9 protein-coding genes and 3 pseudogenes are annotated in these 18,748 nt (G+C 55.0%); 7 read left to right on the top strand and 5 right to left on the bottom strand.

Going from position 1 to position 18,748, the window contains the following annotated elements; all coding sequences use genetic code 11:
• The first annotated feature begins 8 nt into the window (after positions 1–8).
• From CWM52_RS14370 to CWM52_RS14385, 4 genes and pseudogenes are all read left to right on the top strand, one after another.
• Positions 9–9,863 (top strand): hemagglutinin repeat-containing protein, encoded by a 9,855-nt coding sequence (locus tag CWM52_RS14370; protein WP_227521300.1) that lies wholly within the window; start codon positions 9–11, stop codon positions 9,861–9,863.
• Positions 9,850–10,404, top strand: coding sequence for a hypothetical protein (locus CWM52_RS14375; RefSeq protein WP_100684724.1), 555 nt, complete (start codon positions 9,850–9,852; stop codon positions 10,402–10,404). The genes CWM52_RS14370 and CWM52_RS14375 overlap by 14 nt, the downstream gene beginning before the upstream one ends.
• A 72-nt stretch (positions 10,405–10,476) precedes the next feature.
• Positions 10,477–11,103: pseudogene (locus tag CWM52_RS27160) on the top strand (adhesin); the annotation flags it as partial.
• Between the two features lie 35 nt (positions 11,104–11,138).
• Positions 11,139–11,465 carry a zinc ABC transporter substrate-binding protein gene (locus CWM52_RS14385; protein WP_206057717.1) on the top strand — a complete coding sequence of 109 codons (327 nt, stop codon included), beginning with the start codon at positions 11,139–11,141 and terminating at the stop codon, positions 11,463–11,465.
• 104 nt (positions 11,466–11,569) lie between these two features.
• Here CWM52_RS14385 and CWM52_RS26500 read toward each other — a convergent pair whose 3' ends face one another.
• Positions 11,570–11,710 carry a SymE family type I addiction module toxin gene (locus CWM52_RS26500; RefSeq protein WP_100684726.1) on the bottom strand — a complete coding sequence of 47 codons (141 nt, stop codon included), beginning with the start codon at positions 11,708–11,710 and terminating at the stop codon, positions 11,570–11,572.
• Between the two features lie 11 nt (positions 11,711–11,721).
• Entirely contained in the window at positions 11,722–11,967 is a 246-nt protein-coding gene (locus tag CWM52_RS26505) for a hypothetical protein (protein WP_100684727.1), read from the bottom strand.
• A 305-nt stretch (positions 11,968–12,272) separates the two neighbouring features.
• Here CWM52_RS26505 and CWM52_RS14400 point away from each other — a divergent pair.
• Both CWM52_RS14400 and CWM52_RS14405 read left to right on the top strand, forming a co-directional pair.
• Positions 12,273–14,387 (top strand): annotated as a pseudogene (locus tag CWM52_RS14400) (hemagglutinin repeat-containing protein); the annotation flags it as partial.
• Complete coding sequence (locus CWM52_RS14405; protein WP_100684728.1) at positions 14,384–14,617, top strand: hypothetical protein; 234 nt, start codon at positions 14,384–14,386, stop codon at positions 14,615–14,617. The pseudogene CWM52_RS14400 and the gene CWM52_RS14405, both read left to right, overlap by 4 nt.
• Positions 14,618–14,795: 178 nt before the next feature.
• On the opposite strand, the pseudogene CWM52_RS26840 reads toward CWM52_RS14405, so the two are convergent.
• A pseudogene (locus CWM52_RS26840) lies at positions 14,796–14,903 on the bottom strand (SymE family type I addiction module toxin); the annotation flags it as partial.
• A gap of 225 nt (positions 14,904–15,128) precedes the next feature.
• Positions 15,129–16,016 carry a LysR family transcriptional regulator gene (locus tag CWM52_RS14415; protein WP_100684730.1) on the bottom strand — a complete coding sequence of 296 codons (888 nt, stop codon included), beginning with the start codon at positions 16,014–16,016 and terminating at the stop codon, positions 15,129–15,131.
• Between the two features lie 410 nt (positions 16,017–16,426).
• Between CWM52_RS14415 and CWM52_RS14420 the strand changes: the two genes are divergently transcribed.
• On the top strand, positions 16,427–17,185 hold the full coding sequence (locus CWM52_RS14420; protein WP_227521302.1) for an MFS transporter: 759 nt from the start codon (positions 16,427–16,429) through the stop codon (positions 17,183–17,185).
• Between the two features lie 177 nt (positions 17,186–17,362).
• Here CWM52_RS14420 and CWM52_RS14425 read toward each other — a convergent pair whose 3' ends face one another.
• Positions 17,363–18,718 carry an aspartate aminotransferase family protein gene (locus tag CWM52_RS14425; protein ID WP_100684732.1) on the bottom strand — a complete coding sequence of 452 codons (1,356 nt, stop codon included), beginning with the start codon at positions 18,716–18,718 and terminating at the stop codon, positions 17,363–17,365.
• Positions 18,719–18,748: the final 30 nt, after the last annotated feature.

An 18,748-nucleotide genomic window follows, 5' to 3' on the forward strand; every position in this document is an offset into this window, starting at 1 on the left:
TTATCGCCATGGATCAGCAGCCTCCTGTTCGCTTCACCTATCGCCTGCTCAGCTATCTGATGAGCGCCCTGCTCGCCGGACAGCCTCTGCTGCCTGCGATTTCCGCCACGCTGACGCCAACGGGCGACACCTCCGCAGGCAATGCGGCGAACGGGGTCCCGGTGGTGAACATCGCCACGCCAAACGGCGCAGGGATTTCGCACAACGCGTTCCAGGACTACAACGTCGGCAAAGAAGGTCTGATCCTGAACAACGCCACCGACAAGCTGAACCAGACTCAGCTCGGCGGGGTTATCACCGGCAATCCGAACCTGACCGCGGGCAAGGAAGCGAAAGGCATCATCAATGAAGTGACCGGCGGCAACCGTTCACAGCTTCAGGGCTATACGGAAGTGGCAGGTAAAGCGGCGAACGTGATGGTGGCGAACCCGTATGGCATTACCTGCAACGGCTGCGGATTTATCAACACCCCGCAGGTCACGCTGACCACGGGGAAACCGGTCTTTGACGCCAGCGGCAATTTACAGGCGCTGGACGTGAAAAAAGGCAGCATCACCATCGAAGGGCAAGGACTGGATGCCAGCAGCAGTGATGCGCTGTCAATCATTTCACGCGCAACCGAAGTGAACGCCGCCATCCATGCCCGGGATTTAAAGGTGGTTGCCGGGGCCAACCGGGTTGGCGCAGATGGCAGCGTACAGGCGCAGCAGGGTGAAGGCCGCGCCCCCACGGTGGCGGTAGATACCGGCGCGCTGGGCGGGATGTACGCCAACCGCATTCATCTGGTGTCCAGCGAAAAAGGCGTCGGGGTTAATCTCGGAAACCTGAATGCCCGCCAGGGGGACATCACCCTCGATGCCAGCGGCAAACTGACGGTCACTGACAGCCTCGCCAGCGGGGCGTTGTCCGCCAAAGGTGAAAGCCTCGCTCTGACGGGCGATCATAAAGCCAGCGGCAATATATCGCTCAACAGCCAGGGCGACATTGCCCTGAGCAACGGTTCGCTGAACAGCGACGGCGACCTGGTACTCAACGCCAGCGGCACGATTTCGCACGCCAATGAAAAGCTGACCGCCGGACGCGATGCAACGCTGACCGCGAAAAACATCCGTCAGGATGGCGCCAGCCAGATTAACGCCGCCCGCGATATTGCGGCTAACGCCCGTGACACGCTGAAAACGCAGGGACAGATGACCGCCGGGCAAAACCTGACGGTAAGCAGCAACACCCTGACCCAGGACGGCAAGCTGCTGGCGAAGAACAGCGCTCAGTTGAATGCGGGCACGCTGCATAACCGCGGCACCGTGCAGGGTGCTTCCCTGCGCGTGGACAGCTCAACGCTCAGTAACAGCGGTTCCCTGCTGAGCGGCGGCAACCTGACCGTTAATACTCAAGACTTTACCCAAAGCGGCAGCACCGGCGCGAAGGGCAAAGCGGAGATCACCGCCAGCGGGAAGCTGAGCAACACCGGCTCGCTGGTCAGCGACGATGTGCTGGCGCTGAAGGCGCAGGATGTGACGCAGAACGGCGTGCTGTCCGGCGGTAAAGGGCTGACGGTCAATGCGCAGACCCTGACCTCCGGCAAAAATTCGGTGACCCACAGCGATGCGGCCATGACGCTGAATACCGCTACGGCGATGCTGGACGGGGAAACCAGTGCCGGCGGCGATCTACGGTTGCAGGGCGACAGTCTCAGTACCGCCGCGAGCGCACAGCTGCAGAGCGGCGGTCATCTCAGCCTCAGTGCGCGGGAAGCAACGCTGGCGGGCACCCAGGCGGCACAACAAGCCATGACGGTGAACGCCCGCGAAAAACTGGCCCACAGCGGTAAAAGCAGCGCGGCATCGCTCACCCTTCGCGCGTCGGAGCTGACCAACAGCGGCGTGCTGGTGGCTTCCAGCCTGAACACGCAGTCGCAGCGCCTGACCAACAGCGGACTGATGCAGGGCGATGCGGCCCTGCTCATTGACACACAACAGCTGGACAACCAGCACAACGGCACCCTCTACAGCGCGGCGAATCTGACGCTGGATATCCCGGATATCCGCAATAGCGGGCTTATCACCAGCGACAAAGGCCTGGCGCTTAACGCCACGACGCTGAGCAATTCCGGCAAAATCATGGCTGACACGCTGAAGGTCAACGCGACCACGCTGAGCGGTGACGGCCTGGTGCAGGGAACCGGCTCACTGACGCTTGCCGGTGACACGCTCACGCAGGGGGCCCGCGGGCGCTGGCTGACGGCGGGCGATCTCTCCCTCAACAGCAAAACCCTGAATACCGCGGGGAGCACGCAGGGACAGAACCTCACCGCTCAGGCCGACAGCTGGACGCACAGCGGCTCCGTACTGGCAACCGGCAATCTCAATGCCGCGCTGGCGACGTCGTTGCTCAACAGCGGCGACCTGATGAGCCAGGGCAACGTCGACCTGAACGCGCCCGCGCTGACCAACCACGGCCGTATTCTCTCGGCGGGCGACCTGTCGCTCACCGGGACAACCTTCACCAGCGACGGCACGCTTCAGGGCGACACGCTCCAGCTTCGCCAGAACAGTATCGACAATCAGGGCACGCTGACTGGCCTGAACGGCCTGATGCTGAACAGCACGGGCGGGCTTAACAACAGCGGCGACCTGCTGAGCCAGAAAGCGCTGGCGGTTAGCGCAGGGGACGTGACTAACAGCGGTCGCCTTCAGGGCCAGAACATCACGCTGGACGGCGCTTCTCTCAACAACAGCGGCGCGATCCAGAGCGCGCTGGATTTAGCTCTGACCCTGAGCAGCGATGTGATCGCTGCTACCGGCAGCAAAATTACCGCTCTGGGCGACGCCCGCCTGAGCGGCAAAGCGCTGAGCAACCAGGGTCTGATTAGCGCCAAAACGCTGGAGGCGAAAGGCGATTCGCTCAGCAACGGCGGCGAAATCAGCGGCGTTAACGACCTGAACGTAACGCTCAACGGCAACCTGCAACAGCAGGGCAAAATGCTGACCGGCGGGCAACTTAACGTCAACGCCAAAGACATCAGCAACAGCGGACAGCTTCAGGGCGCGGATACCCAAATCAATGCCAGCTCGCTCACCAACAGCGGGCGCGTGCAGAGCGACAGCAATCTCACGCTCACCCTGCTGGATGCCCTGACCAACCAGGCCAGCGGCGTGCTGCTGAGCCAGAACGCGCTGAACCTCACCGCGCCGGTGCTGACTAACGACGGCACGATTCAGGGCCACGGCAGCACCATGCTCAGCGCGGCAACGCAGGCCCGCAATAGCGGCAAAATGCTCTCCGGCGGCGACCTGACCTTCACCACGCCGGACTACAGCGGCAGCGGCTGGCTACAGGCGACGAACCTGGTGCTGAACGTGGCGAAGTTAGCCAGTAACGGCACCGTGATAGCCGCGAACCAGGCGACGCTCACCGGCCACAGCCTGACCAACGACGGCATTCTGCAGGCCACTCAGCTGAACGTGAACACCGGGACCGTGACCAACAGCGGCACACTGCTCGGCACTCAGGGTTTGACGCTCAAAGGGAACAGCCTTAACAACGCGGGCGGGAAGGTGTTCAGCGGCGGCGATATGCTCGCCGAAATGGTCTCGCTCAGCGGCGCGGGCCAGCTGGTGGCGCTCGGCAACCTGACGCTGAAGCTCACCAGCGGCTTCAGCGCGCAGGGCGTGATTGCCGCGAACAGACAGCTCGCCATCAGCAGCCTGGGCGATATCACCAACGGAGCCACGTTGCAGGGCAACGGCATCACGCTGAGCGCCGCGGGCAGTCTGACCAACAACGGCCAGCTGACCGCAGGCAGCGGCACCACGGCATTGCGCGGCAGCCAGATTGCGCTGAACGCCAGCGGCAGTTTACAGGCAGGCGGCGACGTCAGCCTGACCAGCCAGGGCGATATCAGCCTCAACGGGTTCACCGGCACCGCAGGCAGCCTGCTGTTGAACGCGGCCGGGTCGATCGTTAACACCGCCCTGCTCTATGCGGGCAACAACCTGTCGCTCTTTGCCAGCAGCATCCAGAACCTGCACGGCGATATGCTGGCGGGCAACAACCTGGTGATGCAGAAAGACGCCAGCGGCACGGCGAACGCCGAGGTGATCAATACATCGGGGAATATCGAGACCACCAACGGCGATATCACCATCAAGACCGGGCATTTGCTGAATACGCGGGATGGGTTGACGACGAAAACAACGCAGATCGATGGTGCACAAACTATTCCGGGCATGGGTGATGCGACGATTAATGTCGATATCAGTCAGCTTGCTGACGGTACTTACGGCATGACCAGTCGGGTGGCAGAAAGACAGGTTGGGCCGTGTAATGGTCATGGAGCCTGTAACTATATCCACTGGAATCAATTCTATTACGTGATGTATGCCGATTCGGCAGAGCAGAAATTTATCAATAGCCAGACGCGAACTGACGTTACCAGCAATGGAGGTGCATCAAGAATTGCCTCCGGCAAAAATCTCACTATTAATGCAGGTTCACTGGAGAATTTTGCCAGCAATATTCTGGCAAATGGTGATGTCAGCCTGACAGGGAGCACGCTCAACAACCAGAGCTGGCAGTCCGGTACGGTCACTGACTGGTTCGTTTATCAGTACGATTCTCGTTGGAATGGTTACGCAGTCGAGCCGGGTGGGCGTTATCCGACGGACGGGAATAATTATCAGGATGTTATGCCCGAAAACACGTCTATTGCTTTTACGCTTCAAGGACATGACTCAAGTACAGAACTTGGCGAAATCTACCGCTCGGTCATCCAGGCCGGTGGCACTGTTATCGCCAATTTTGCCAGCGATATCAGCAATACCAACACCACCGCCAACGCGGGCAAAATCAGCAATACCATTACAAAGCCGAACCTGAATACGCCTTCGGTGCAGAACATCGGCAGCGGCGCAAGCCAGCAGGCACTGGCAGACGCCGGAACCCAGGCCATCACCGGTCCGGACTGGAAAGACAGCACCGCCAGCCAGGCAATTAGCGGTGGCTCGGGGCTGGCTCAAGGCGGTATGGATGGCAACTATCCGCTGCCTTCCGGCAACAACGGCTACTTTGTGCCGTCGACCGATCCGGACAGCCCGTATCTGATCACCGTTAACCCTAAGCTCGACGGCCTGGGTCAGCTCGATCCCTCATTGTTTGGCGATCTGTATCAGCTGCTGGGTATGAATCCGGGCGCGGCCCCGCGCGAGACGGGCAGCCAGTACACGGATATGAATCAGTTCCTCGGTTCGTCGTACATGCTGGGCCGCCTCAGTCTGAACCCGGACAAGGACTATCGCTTCCTCGGCGATGCGGCGTTTGATACCCGCTATGTGTCGAACACCGTGCTGAACCAGACCGGAACGCGCTATATCAACGGCATCGGTTCGGATCTCGACCAGATGCGCTACCTGATGGACAGCGCCGCCGATGCGCAGAGCTCGCTCGGCCTGAAGTTTGGCGTGGCGCTGACCGCCAGCCAGGTGGCGGCACTTGACCACAGCATCCTGTGGTATGAAACCGCGACCATTAACGGCCAGACCGTGATGGTGCCGAAAGTGTATCTGTCGCCAAAAGACGTGACGGTGCAGAGCGGCAGCGTGATCCGCGGCAGCAACGTGCAGCTGGCGGGCGGCAACCTCACCAACAGCGGCAGCTCGCTGCTGGCGCAGAACGGTCTTACCCTCGACAGCAGCAACAGCCTCAGCAACCTCAACGCCGGGCTGATCAACGCCGGTGGCGGGCTCGACCTGAGCGCGCCGGGCGATATCAACAACATCGGCTCGTCGATTAGCGGCAAAACCGTGCAGCTGGAAAGCGTCGGCGGCAGCATCAACAACATCACCCAGACGCAGCAGTGGCGCGTGGGCGACGACAGCCGTGGCGGCAACGTGCACGTCAGCGGCACCGACGTCGGGCAAACCGCCGCCATCACGGCTACCGACGGCCTGAGTATGTCGGCAGCAAAAGACATCAACATCACCGGGGCGAAAGTCACAGCAGGCGGCGACCTCGCGATGGGGGCAGGCAACAACATCAACATCGCCGCGAACCAGATTACCGACAGCAACAGCCAGTCGGGATTCTGGGGCAAAAAAGACACCAGTACGTCGTCCACCTCGAACCAGGGCAGCAGCATTACGGCGGGCGGCAATGCGGTAATGCAGGCGGGCAACGACCTGAACGTGACGGCGAGCGCCATCGACGCAGGCAAAACCGCGCAGCTGGTGGCAGGCAATGACCTGAACCTGAACGCGGCGGGCAACCAGCAGACCAGCCGCACGGGCGGCAGCGAAAGCCATCAGAACAGCGCAGACAGAACCACCGTTTCCGCGGGCGACAACGTGACGCTGGTGGCCGGACGCGACGTGACCAGCCAGGCGGCAGGCATCGCGGCGGAAGGGAATGTCGGCATCCAGGCCGGACGCGACGTCAATCTGCAGGCCGAAGCGACGGTTAATGGCAGCAGCAGCCACAGCAGCAAGAAAACCGTTATCGACGAGTCCGTGCGCCAGCAGGGCACTGAAATCGCCAGCTCCGGCAACACCACGATACTCGCCGGACGAGACGTCAACAGCGAGGCCGCGCAGGTCACCGCCAGCGGGGATATCGGCGTGGCCGCAGGTCGCGATGTGAACCTGACGACGGCGACGGAAAGCGACTATCACTACCAGGAAGAGACGAAGACCAAAAAAGGGTTCCTCAGCAAGAAAACGACCCACACTGTTGAGGAAGACAGCGCGACCCGTGAGGCAGGCACCCTGCTTTCCGGCGATAACGTGACCGTGCAGGCGGGCAATAGCCTGCTGGTGAAAGGCTCCTCCGTGGTGGGCGATAACACCGTAGCACTGGGCGCGGGCAACAACGTCGATATCGTGGCGGCCACCAACACCGATTCCTCCTGGCGCTTTAAGGAAGAGAAGAAGAGCGGCCTGATGGGCAGCGGCGGCATCGGCTTCACCCTCGGCAGCAGCAAATCCACCCATGACCTGCGTGAAGCGGGCACCACGCAAAGCCAGAGCTTCAGCACTGTCGGCTCGACGGGCGGCAACGTGGTTATCGCTGCCGGAAACCAGGCGCACATTGGTGGCGCGGACCTGATTGCCGGGAAGGACATGAGCCTCAGCGGCAGCAGCGTGCTCATTGACCCGGGTCACGACAAACGCACCCGCGATGAAACTTTCGAGCAGAAGAAAAGCGGGCTGACAGTGGCACTGTCCGGCACCGTGGGCAGTGCGATTAATAATGCTGTCACGGCGGCGCAGAACACCAGAGAGGAAAGCGACGGACGCCTGAAGGCACTCCAGGCGACCAAAACCGTGCTCTCTGGCGTGCAGGCCGGGCAGGCAGTGGATATGGCTGATACCACGGCTGACCCGAACGCGATGGGCGTCAGCCTCTCGCTGACCACGCAGAAATCCAAATCGCAGCAGCATGCCGAAAGCGATGCGGTGGCGGGCAGCACCCTGAACGCGGGCAATAACCTTTCCATCACTGCGAACGGGAAAAAAGGTGACGGCGATATTGCCATTGCCGGAAGCCAGCTGAAAGCAGGCGGCGACACCACGCTCGATGCACAGAACAACATCCTGCTGTCCGGCGCGGCGAATACCCAGCAGTCCGGCGGCAAGAACAGCAGCAGCGGTGGCGGCGTGGGCGTGAGCATCGGTGCCGGAGGTAACGGCGCGGGTATCAGCGTGTTTGCCAACGTCAACGCGGCAAAAGGCAAAGACAAAGGCAACGGCACCGACTGGACCGAAACCACCCTCGACAGCGGCAAAACCGTCACCATTAAGAGCGGGAACGACACCGTACTCAACGGGGCGCAGGTCAACGGCAATAAAATCGTCGCCGACGTGGGCCACGACCTGCTGATGCGCAGCCAGCAGGACAATAACGACTACGACAGCAAACAGACCAGCGTGGCGGCGGGCGGCAGCTTCACCTTCGGCAGCATGACCGGCTCCGGCTACATCTCTGCCTCCCAGGACAAGATGAAGAGCCGCTTTGACTCCGTCGCTGAGCAGACCGGGATGTTTGCCGGGGATGGTGGTTTCGGTATCACGGCTGGCAATCACACCCAGCTTGATGGCGCAGTCATTGCTTCCACGGCCACGGCGGACAAAAACAGCCTCGATACCGGAACGCTGGGCTTCACGGATATTCACAACGAAGCGGATTTCAAAACCCAGCACTCGGGCATCAGCCTCAGCGGCGCGGGCAGCTTCGGCGACCAGTTCAAGGGCAACATGCCTGGCGGGATGATTTCGGTGGCGGGCAACAGTGGTCACGCGGAAGGCACCACTCAGGCCGCCATCGCGAACGGCACCATCACCATTCGCGATAAGGATAACCAGAAGCAGGACGTGGCAAACCTGAGCCGCGACACGGAGCACGCCAACGACAGCATCAGCCCGATCTTCGACAAGGAGAAGGAGCAGAACCGCCTGAAGGAAATCGGGATGATCAGTGATATCGGCGGTCAGGTGGCGGATATTGCGCGGACGCAGGGTGAGTTGAATGCGCTGAAGGCTGCGCAGGATAAATACGGGCCTCTTCCGGCGGATGCGACGGAAGAGCAGCGACAGGCATATCTGGCCAAACTGCGTGACACGCCGGAGTACAAAAAAGAGCAGGGAAAATACGGCACCGGTAGCGATATCCAGCGCGGTATTCAGGCAGCAACAGCAGCACTTCAGGGCCTGGCGGGTGGCAATATCGCTGGCGCACTGGCAGGGGCTTCGGCACCTGAGCTGGCGCACTTACTCAAATCGACAGAAGGTAACCCTGCGGTCAATGCTATCGCTCACGCGATCCTTGGTGGTGCGGTTGCAGCGCTTCAGGGCAACAGCGCGGCGGCAGGCGCGATTGGTGCAGGGGGCGGAGAGCTGGCGGCACGCGCAATCGCCAATATGCTCTACCCTGGTGTAGATAAACTTTCTGAAGAACAGAAGCAGACAGTCAGTGCGCTGGCGAGTATTTCAGCGGGTATGGCTGGTGGGATCGCAACAGGGAATACAGCCGGAGCCGCGACAGGTGCCGGTGCCGGAAAAAATGCGGCGGAAAATAACGCGTTATCTGGCGATATGTTTTCTTTGGATAGAAAAGTCAAGCAAGCTAAGGAAAATGGTGAAGACATCACATCAATACTGAATGAGTATCGTGAAATTCTGGAAAAAGATCGGGAGAAAATGAAAGCTGCGTGTAATAAGAATCCGGATACCTGTGGCTTTTCTCGTGATGTGGCTAATGATGCCTACAATGTGTTGCTGGAAGATGGTGCATACCTTGGTATAGACCCTGATGTCGCTAATTTTATAGCGCTGGAAACTGCAAAAGATAATGCGGTAATAAACCAGAATACGAGTGAGTTCGGAAAAGGACTGGTAGTTGCATCCGAAGGATTATCGATACTGGCTGGTATGGGAACTAGTGTAGCCCTGAATGTGTTAAAAACAGGCGGCACAGTTAGGGATCCGAAAAGTGGTGCTACAGTTACAGTATATCGTGTTGAAGGAACGCCTAATACACGAGTTTTAATTGGCGAGAATGGACAGGTAACCATAACAGGGGATACAACTTTGTACCTGAATTTTGGTGACAAAGCTCGTGCACAAGAGTTTTTGCAAAAGCGTATTTCGCAAAACATGGAAGGGGCTACGGTAAAGACATTTGACGTACCTAAGTCAGTCTTAGACGATTTACGAAAAAATGCAGTATCAGAATCTGAAGTTAAACTTTATCCTAACAGGCCAATTGTTGCTGATCCTACGAAAGCTCCAGATCAGTATGGTATTAGACCTGATAAGATCAAAGATCTACAAGACAAAATTATTCAGGGGACGGGAAAAGATGCCAGTAAGTAATGAAGTAATGTATGAGATCCTACTGGAAAGAAAGAGGCTTGCCTGTGCCCCTTCATTATCGGATAAACCAACTGGTATTGGTTCTGTGAGGTTTGTTGTTTCATGTGAGTCAAATGCTGAACACATTATGTCTCTTGCTAAAGAGGTGTTAAAAGTAATTAGTGACGCTTATGAAACTGAATGGCCTGATTTAGTATCATGGAAAGAAATGCTCCCTGATTTTTTTGTTGATAGTTTTGAGCCTGAAATATCAAAAGAAGATATGGATAAGCGAATAGCTTACAGAAACTCATTACCTTGGAAAGAACAGCAAAAATTACTAGCTGATGAAAAATGGTCACTTGATAGCTGGTTATATTGGTTGGAACCCGAAAACAGAACTTGGTTCTGGTGGGATGCAGCTTTATTGGAAGAACCAATCAGAGAGACATACTTTATAGTCGCTGTCGTTGTATTGGAATGGCCTTTCCCTTGGGGGGCATTAAAATGGTTATTTAAAGCCTGTGGGGCTTTGGATGTGGTTTCGGAAGAGGATTTGTAATCATTACCGGAAACTTTCCTGAATTTGGCTTGATGGCTCACGTTACTCGAAATATTATTAAACATGAGTGTTGATGAAAGGCTGAAGGATGATCCTTTAACCGCTGTTGGCTGGGATAAGGAAGTTGCGGAGGGCGGATATGATATGACACAGCGCCCGAGCTGACTTGGCAACATTGGCGCGGATGTGATAACCAGTGATGAGGCCAAAGCCTACGTTCAGCAGCGGAACGGTCAGGATCTGGTGAATATTGATGTTAACAGCCCAACCTGGACGAAATTTGCAGTATTTGCCTCAGATCCGGAAAATCAGGCCATGTTGGTTTCGGGTGGTTTACTGGCAAAGGATTTAGTACAACTAGCAAAAACTACCGTAACCAACTTATCCCAAGGTGGCATTCCGTTCGCAATAAAAAGTATGTAAGTTGGATTACGGAATCCACAACAGGTGGATCAGCTTAAAAATGATATGGTGAGTGGTAATTATAAATTTACAGCACCTGAAGGGCGTGTTGCTGGATATGTTGATAGTAAAGGAAATTATTATATATCTGAAGGTAACCACAGGATGGTTGCAGCTCAGGAAATATACAAAAAAACAGGGGATGCTTCGTATATAGAAAAGCTTATACAAAATGGCTCATGGACTCAGACTAAAAATGCTCCGGCTGGAGCTTCTTCTATGCCGACAAGAAAGTGATGAATTTTATGCGTATTAATCATGAGGATGGCTATATGTATAAAAATGAAATATACGTAAAAATGTTAGGGCTTGCACTGCCTTACATACGAAACCTACAGCGACTGGAAAAGAAAGAAAAAAGCTTGAATTTATCTTGCTATCTGGAAGCCGAACTTGTTCATAATTTGACTGTTACTATCTTGGATAAGAACTTTACAGAACATGATATATGGTTTTTGAATAACCAGGCAAAATATTATGTTGAAAAATGCAACGAGGATATATCGCCAAATTACAATCAACATCTTATTTATATAAAAAAGTTATTTAATATAGTGCCTGACGATTTGAAGTCTAAATTAACGTGGGTTGGCCCATAATTAAATAAATCCCAGCCCTTGTGGCTGGGATTTATTTATCTCACTTACGCCGTCTCAAGAGCCACTTTAGCGGCCACACCCTGCAAAAATGCTATCGCCTGCTGCTACTCTTCTTCTGGCAACTGGCTGATGTTGTTCAGTTCTTTCATCAGAGATGTCTCCACGGGCCAGGTGGTGATGACCAGACAACCCGGCATCACACGAACATCAATTTTGGTGCCTGTGGTAAACCCGGCTTCTTCCATCCAGGTGCCATTCAGGTGCCATTCAGGCGCAGGCTGGTGCTTCGGGTATAGCGTTTAGTTCGGTTGGTTTTGCGATCGTAATGACGGATGCTGACGTAGCTGACCGTCATATCCCTTAATACTTTGGGTTCTGCTTTCTCAGGCAAGCGGCGATCGTTATTTTTGCGTGCTGCATCAAGATTTTCTGAATTACCATTCAAAAATTTCGATTGTGTTTTTGCTATGGTGATTCCTGGCTTAAGATTGGTGTCAGCCATATTCAACTCCATCTAAGTTGTCTGTGGTCAGCGGCATGGAAGTGCTGGTTACACTTTCATGTCGCGCTCTTTAATAATCAGAATTTTCTATTTTATCGATTTTCCTGTTGCGGTCTTTTGGTTGTTTTGCTGCGTCCATTATACCTTGATGAATAAAAACACAGCACTGGATGCATGAACAAAGTTAATATTTTCGAGGCCGCTTTAGGAAATATTACTGATTAATGTAACGTTGCATTTTTATCTGTTTCTGTAACGGTATTCCTTCATTTTAAAAAGCAACTATCCCCTGCCCTCCATCAATAACGAGCAGTGGTGGCGGTGTGGGCGTGAGCATCGATGCCGGAGGTAACGGTGCGGGTATCAGCGTGTTTGCCAACGTCAACGCGGCAAAAGGCAAAGACAAAGGCAACGGTACCGACTGGACTGAAACGACGATAGACAGCGGCAAAACCGTGACCATTAAGAGCGGGAACGACACCGTACTCAACGGGGCGCAGGTCAACGGCAATAAAATTGTCGCCGACGTGGGCCACGACCTGCTGATGCGCAGCCAGCAGGACAATAACGACTACGACAGCAAACAGACCAGCGTGGCGGCGGGCGGCAGCTTCACCTTCGGCAGCATGACCGGCTCCGGCTACATCTCTGCCAGTCAGGACAAGATGAAGAGCCGCTTTGACTCCGTGGCGGAGCAGACCGGGATGTTTGCCGGTGACGGCGGTTTCGATATCACCGTCGGCAACCACACCCAGCTTGATGGTGCAGTCATTGCTTCCACGGCCACGGCAGATAAAAACAGCCTCGATACCGGAACGCTGGGCTTCACGGATATTCACAACGAAGCGGATTTCAAAACCCAGCACTCCGGCATCAGCATTAGCGGCGCGGGTAGCTTCGGCGACCAGTTCAAGGGCAACATGCCTGGCGGGATGATGTCGGCGGCAGGCAACAAAGGCCATGCCGAAGGCACCACCCAGGCCGCTGTGGCAGACGGCACTATCACCATCCGCGACAAGGCAAACCAGAAGCAGGACGTGGCGAACCTGAGCCGTGACACCGAACACGCCAACGACAGCATCAGCCCGATTTTCGACAAGGAGAAAGAGCAGAACCGCCTGAAGGAAATCGGGATGATCAGCGATATCGGCGGCCAGGTGGCGGATATTGCGCGGACGCAGGGTGAGCTGAATGCGCTGAAGGCTGCGCAGGATAAATACGGACCTGTTCCGGCGGATGCGACGGAAGAGCAGCGGCAGGCATATCTGGCGAAACTGCGTGACACGCCGGAATACAAAAAAGAGCAGGAAAAATACGGCACCGGTAGCGATATTCAGCGCGGTATTCAGGCAGCAACGGCAGCACTTCAGGGCCTGGCGGGTGGCAATATTGCCGGGGCGCTGGCCGGGGCTTCGGCACCTGAGCTGGCAAACATCATCGGCCACCATGCAGGAATCGATGACAACACAGCTGCAAAAGCTATCGCCCATGCCATTCTCGGCGGTGTGACAGCGGCACTTCAGGGTAATAGCACCGCAGCCGGGGCGGCAGGTGCGGCAAGCGGGGAACTTATTGCAGGTGCCATCGCGAAAGCACTGTACCCGGATGTGAAAGATCTGTCGACGCTGACAGAAGATCAGAAGCAGACGCTGAGTACGCTGGCGAGTATCTCGTCCGGTATGGCGGGCGGACTTGTAGGTGGGAATACTGCGGGTGCGGCTACAGGGGCTGCTGCCGGGAAGAATGCGGTTGAGAATAACCTTGTAGCGGGTAATGAGGATGCTCAGGCTGCATGGATAAGACAGCATGGTATCGATATGGCGAGCTGTTCCGATAATCCGTCAGGTGCCGCGTGCCAGAAAGCGAAAAATGAACGAGATGCTGTAGCAATGGCTCTTGCTACTGGTGGAACAGCTTCGCTTTCAGCGGAGGCCTTGGCTATGTGGGGGCTTGGGGCAGGAATGAATGCAGGAGTTCAGTATGCAGGAAGTGGAGAAATCAATCCTGTGAACTCTGTAGTAGCCGGCTGGGTGAATGTTGTTACGATGGGGAATGGCTGGAAAGGAACCGTTGCCTGGAATGCTGCTGGTGGTGCTCTCGCTAACCAGATAAATGGTGACAATCCACTCACAGGAGCCATAACTAATGGCGCTGGTGCTTGGATGGGATATGGTATTGGTAATTATGTCGTCAAGCCTGTTGTAAATACTGCGGGCAAGTGGGTCACGAATGGCTGGGATCCGAAGTTTAATCCTGATCTGTTGAAGTATACGGAGATCAAAGGGCAAATGGGGATCTCAAAAGAGATGCAACCGAGCAGAATTCCAAGTGCGATGGGAGATGTCGGAGGTGGAGCTGTCTCTGAATTCGGTGGAACGGCTATCCAGAATAAATTAGATAAAATGGCAGAAAAAAAATGAAATGGTTGATGTTTTTGGTGATTGTGATCTGTGTCTCAATCATAGGGATTTTTGCCATACTGGCGTTGTTTTACTCTTTAATAGAGGTGTTTTTCTATTTCTTTGGAGGGATTCCGATTTCTCTGGATGTTGAACAATTCAAGAAGATCCTAAAAATTAGTATGGCTGGGGGGAGTGTTTTTGGCGGTGGGGTGGTTTTGTTTAGACTGTTTAAAGTTAAAGGTTTTTAGCTTCACGTTACATAAAAACACCCGCCCTATCCGGGCGGGAAAGTTTTTCGCAAATTCAAAATTTATCCAGCTCCACTCGAGTAAGCATGCCTTGCAAAAATGCCATAGCGTGCTGTTGCTCAGATTCCGGTAATTCTTTGGTTTTATTGAATGCTTGCATTAGCGGCGTAACGGTTGGACGAGCAGTGATCACCAGGCAACCCGGCATCACGCGAACATCAATTTTGGTGCCCGTGGTAAACCCGGCCTCTTCCATCCAGCGACCGTTCAGGCGTAGGCTGGCAATGAGCCGTTTTATTATCGAGTCCGGTGACCGCCTGAGCAACCACCTTTAATAGGATGGCAATTACACAGAATTATTTACAGGGTCCTCTGCTGTGTACAGTCTCGGTTACGGGACCGGTATTCCGGCCCCTTTTTTACCTCAGACCCAACAAAGTTTTAATGCTTCCCCGTAACAGACTACCCTGCTTATAAGTCACAATTGCCAGGTTAATTCTGTAGCTACCGTTTAACCGTCCAGCACATCACACAGATGCCCTGCGAATTTCTGTGCTGCAGGAGAAACTGAGCGATTTTTCAGTTTCGCAAGCACAATGCGCATTGGCCTGGTTTCATCCGAATTGATCTGTCTGGCGCACAGTCCTGACCTGAGTTCCGGGACACCCATGGCTATCTGAAAAGTCAGCAATGGTTCTCTAACGATGTAGTTAAAAAGAAACTCCAGCGAGCCTGATTCGACGGCAATGACCGGTGATAGTTGCTGGCGTACCAGCCCTTCGTTGAGCGTGGCTCTGATAGCCAGTGAGCTGACGGGCATGGCAAACGGCCATTTGCAACATTCCCTGAGACTGATCCTTTCCTTTGCTGCCAGAGGATGCTCAGAGTTCATTACCGCACAAAGGGATTCGGTGGATGAATGCAGAATGCTGAGATCCGTCGAGTAAGGCGGATCAAGAAGAAGAGCCAGATCTGCATCAAAATTAGCCAGTGCCTTCACGCCGTCTGCATGATCCCTTACTGACACGTTAAAGGTAATGCCGGGGTTAGACCTGCGAAATACGGCAATCTGATCCGGAACAAAATTACCGATAAACGCCTGGCTGCAGGCGAGCTCAACATGCCCACTCTGGGTATTGGCTAGTGATGTTATTTGCGATCGGAGCTGGTCAAAATCAGCCAGCTGGTCATTGATAAACTGAAGCAGCATCATTCCTGCTGCATTTGGCCTGACTCCTTGCGGTATTCTTTCAAAAATGGTCGTGCCCAGTTCATCCTCAAAATCCAGAACCCGCCTCGTCAAGGCAGACGGCGTGATATTGAGTTGCTCCGCAGCGCGTCGGATCGATCCCGTTCTGGCGATGGTTCTGATGAACCGGTATGTCTGAAGGTGCTTCATCTTTGCGCTGTCTCACTTGTGATCATGGTGGTGCGTTTTATGCACCACCATTGTGTGCAAAAAGCACTGGAACGCAACAACTGTTTATTTTACTCTTGAATTTCTTCAGCAACGCGAAAATTAATGTATTTCCTGCTTAACAAAATTAATCTTACGATTCGCCTGATTACGTATATCTGTCTGCAAAAATATTAATTACTCCTCTTAACTGAGTAAGGAAGGCGCGTGTTTTTTGTGTGCCAGGCATCCTTGAAATGTGCCCGAAATACAGGGGGCATTGGGATCATTAAAAATGAATTTATACAAAAAATAAGAGTTTTATTAATCCCTTTAATGGTTATTGCTCATTGCAGCCATCTGAAGGCGCAAAGTTTATTGCTGATGACCACGCCGGATGGATGGAGATAACTGTGAGTAATAATAATATTCAGAATAAAAACGCAGCATACCCAGCTACCGGACACAATTATATTAGCTTTGGTATGACGTTAATAATGGCCATTACCTGCGGAATGGCGGTGGCCAATATCTATTACAATCAGCCTTTGCTCGGCATGATGCGCAAGTCTTTTCCTGCGCAGGAAGGAGTAACCGGATTTATTTCCACCGCCACACAGCTGGGCTACGTGTTGGGTTTATTTCTGCTGGTTCCACTTGGCGATCGTGTTGAACGGCGTCGTCTTATCCTCATGCAGACAGCGGGTCTTGGGGTTGCCCTTACCGGCGTTGCGCTTGCCCCTGACGCCTGCTCGCTGTTACTGGCTTCAGTTTGTGTCGGACTTATGGCAAGTGTTGCCCAACAAATTGTCCCCTTTGCTGCTGAGCTGTCAGCGCCTTCCCGCCGCGGTGCAACGCTTGGCATCGTAATGAGCGGGCTTCTCTGCGGGATTTTGCTGAGTCGGGTGTTAGCCGGCACGGTCGGTGAATATTATGGATGGCGTGCCATGTTCTGGTCAGGGCTGGGCCTGACGGTTCTTATGGGCATAGTTTTAACTACGGCGTTACCGCGCAGCTATCCAGCGACTGATGTGAGTTATCCGGGGCGGGGATGTGAATGCTTGCTCTGCTTCCCCTCTGGTTTCTTGTCAGATATATCGTCTGTCAGACTACAAAATAATAAAGTACCGGGTAAGCCGTCAGGCATGGCCCGGTTTAAAAAGATACGCTGACAGTTCGGCAGCGGTGATATCAAACTCGAGTTGCTCTATTAATTCTGCCTGTTTTTTCCCAGCCGTTTCACAGTCAATCTGATTCAGCAAAATCTGGATAGCGACCAGTTTAAGCTGCGGAGGAAGATGTTCCAGCCGCGCCCAGCGTGGCTTTGACCTCAGTGCTTCTCCAGAACGTCAGCTTTGCTGTTTATTCGCCGTGCAAGCCATCAGTACTTTATCAAGCGATCCTACCAGCCAGTCGATATCCTCTGTCTGGAACGCCATCGGCGGGCGTAGCTTCAGCACGTTGCCATAGGGCCCGGCCACGGAGGTCAACACTCGCTCGGCGCGCAAGCGTTCGATAACATCCAACGCCAGCGCTTTGTCCGGCGTTTTGCTCTCACGATTGCTTACCAGCTCGAAGCCGGTAAACAGCCCGGCGCCGCGCACGTCGCCGACGTTCGGGTGGCGATCTGCCAGCAGCGCCAGCTCGTTACGTAACAGCTCACCGACCCTAAGGCTATGCTCCTGCAACTTCTCCTCGCGAATAACCTGCAGCACGGCCTGGGCGGCGGCCATCGACACAGGGTTGCCGCCGAAGGTGTTGAAGTAAGGAATATCGTCACTGAAGGCGGCCAGTACGTCGGCTTTTGCCAGCAACCCGGAGACCGGGATGCCATTTCCCATCGGTTTTCCAAGTGTCACCACGTCCGGCACAATGCCGTGGCGGCCAAAGCCCCAGAAACTCTCTCCGGTGCGAGCAAAACCCGGCTGCACTTCGTCAGCAATAAAGATCCCGCCGTTGGCGTGCACCACGTCGAGTGCCGGCTTCAGGAAGCCCTGCGGACCAGGTAGTACACCATCGGAGGAGAAAATCGAGTCCACCATAAGTCCGGCAAACTTGATGCCGTGGACGGCCATGTCATCGATTTGCTTCTGGATCTCCTGCGCCCACCAGATGCCGAGATCGGAGGCGTCCACCCGATAGCGATCCGGCGGCGGTACCAGCCGGGTGGTGGGTGCCAGCGGCTGACCACTGCCGAGCGCCGGGGAGGCGCCAGAGGTCAGCTCGCTGGTACCGTGATAGGCTTCCTGGCTGACGATAATCCCGGTGCCGCCGCTCCAGGCTTTGGCAATGCGGATCGCCAGGTCGTTAGCTTCGGAGCCGGTGCACATATACATTGCCTTATTGATGACGTCAGGCACGGTAGTCAGTAGGTCGGCAGTGTAGTCCAGGATGCGCTCGTGCAGATAGCGGGTGTGGGTGTTGAGCTGGCTCATTTGCTCGTGCACAGCGGCAATCACCGCCGGGTGGCAGTGGCCTATGCTGGCGACGTTGTTATAGACGTCGAGATACTTCTCTCCCGCCGCATCCCAGAGATACTGCCCTTCGCCGCGTACCAGATGCACCGGATTACGATAAAACAGACGGTAGGACTCGCCCAGCAGTTGGCCGCGTCTGTCGGTCAGCCTTCGTGTCTGGGCATCCAGCGCATCCGCATGCTCTGCGCGAAAGCTGTTGGTATCCATGATGGTAGAACGTGTCGCCATGATAACTCCCGGTTTCGGTTGACTCGCTGG

Origin of the sequence: Raoultella sp. T31 (assembly GCF_002806725.1) — a bacterium.
Classification (GTDB): domain Bacteria; phylum Pseudomonadota; class Gammaproteobacteria; order Enterobacterales; family Enterobacteriaceae; genus Klebsiella; species Klebsiella electrica.

What these genes read in the sequence shown, in the direction of transcription:
- CWM52_RS14375 (WP_100684724.1), top strand. Translation starts at nt 9,850, where the DNA reads ATGCCAGTAAGTAATGAAGTAATGTATGAGATCCTACTGGAAAGAAAG.
- CWM52_RS14385 (WP_206057717.1), top strand. Translation starts at nt 11,139, where the DNA reads ATGTATAAAAATGAAATATACGTAAAAATGTTAGGGCTTGCACTGCCT.
- CWM52_RS14415 (WP_100684730.1), bottom strand. Translation starts at nt 16,016, where the DNA reads ATGAAGCACCTTCAGACATACCGGTTCATCAGAACCATCGCCAGAACG.
- CWM52_RS14370 (WP_227521300.1), top strand. Translation starts at nt 9, where the DNA reads ATGGATCAGCAGCCTCCTGTTCGCTTCACCTATCGCCTGCTCAGCTAT.
- CWM52_RS14405 (WP_100684728.1), top strand. Translation starts at nt 14,384, where the DNA reads ATGAAATGGTTGATGTTTTTGGTGATTGTGATCTGTGTCTCAATCATA.
- CWM52_RS14425 (WP_100684732.1), bottom strand. Translation starts at nt 18,718, where the DNA reads ATGGCGACACGTTCTACCATCATGGATACCAACAGCTTTCGCGCAGAG.
- CWM52_RS26500 (WP_100684726.1), bottom strand. Translation starts at nt 11,710, where the DNA reads ATGGAAGAAGCCGGGTTTACCACAGGCACCAAAATTGATGTTCGTGTG.
- CWM52_RS26505 (WP_100684727.1), bottom strand. Translation starts at nt 11,967, where the DNA reads ATGGCTGACACCAATCTTAAGCCAGGAATCACCATAGCAAAAACACAA.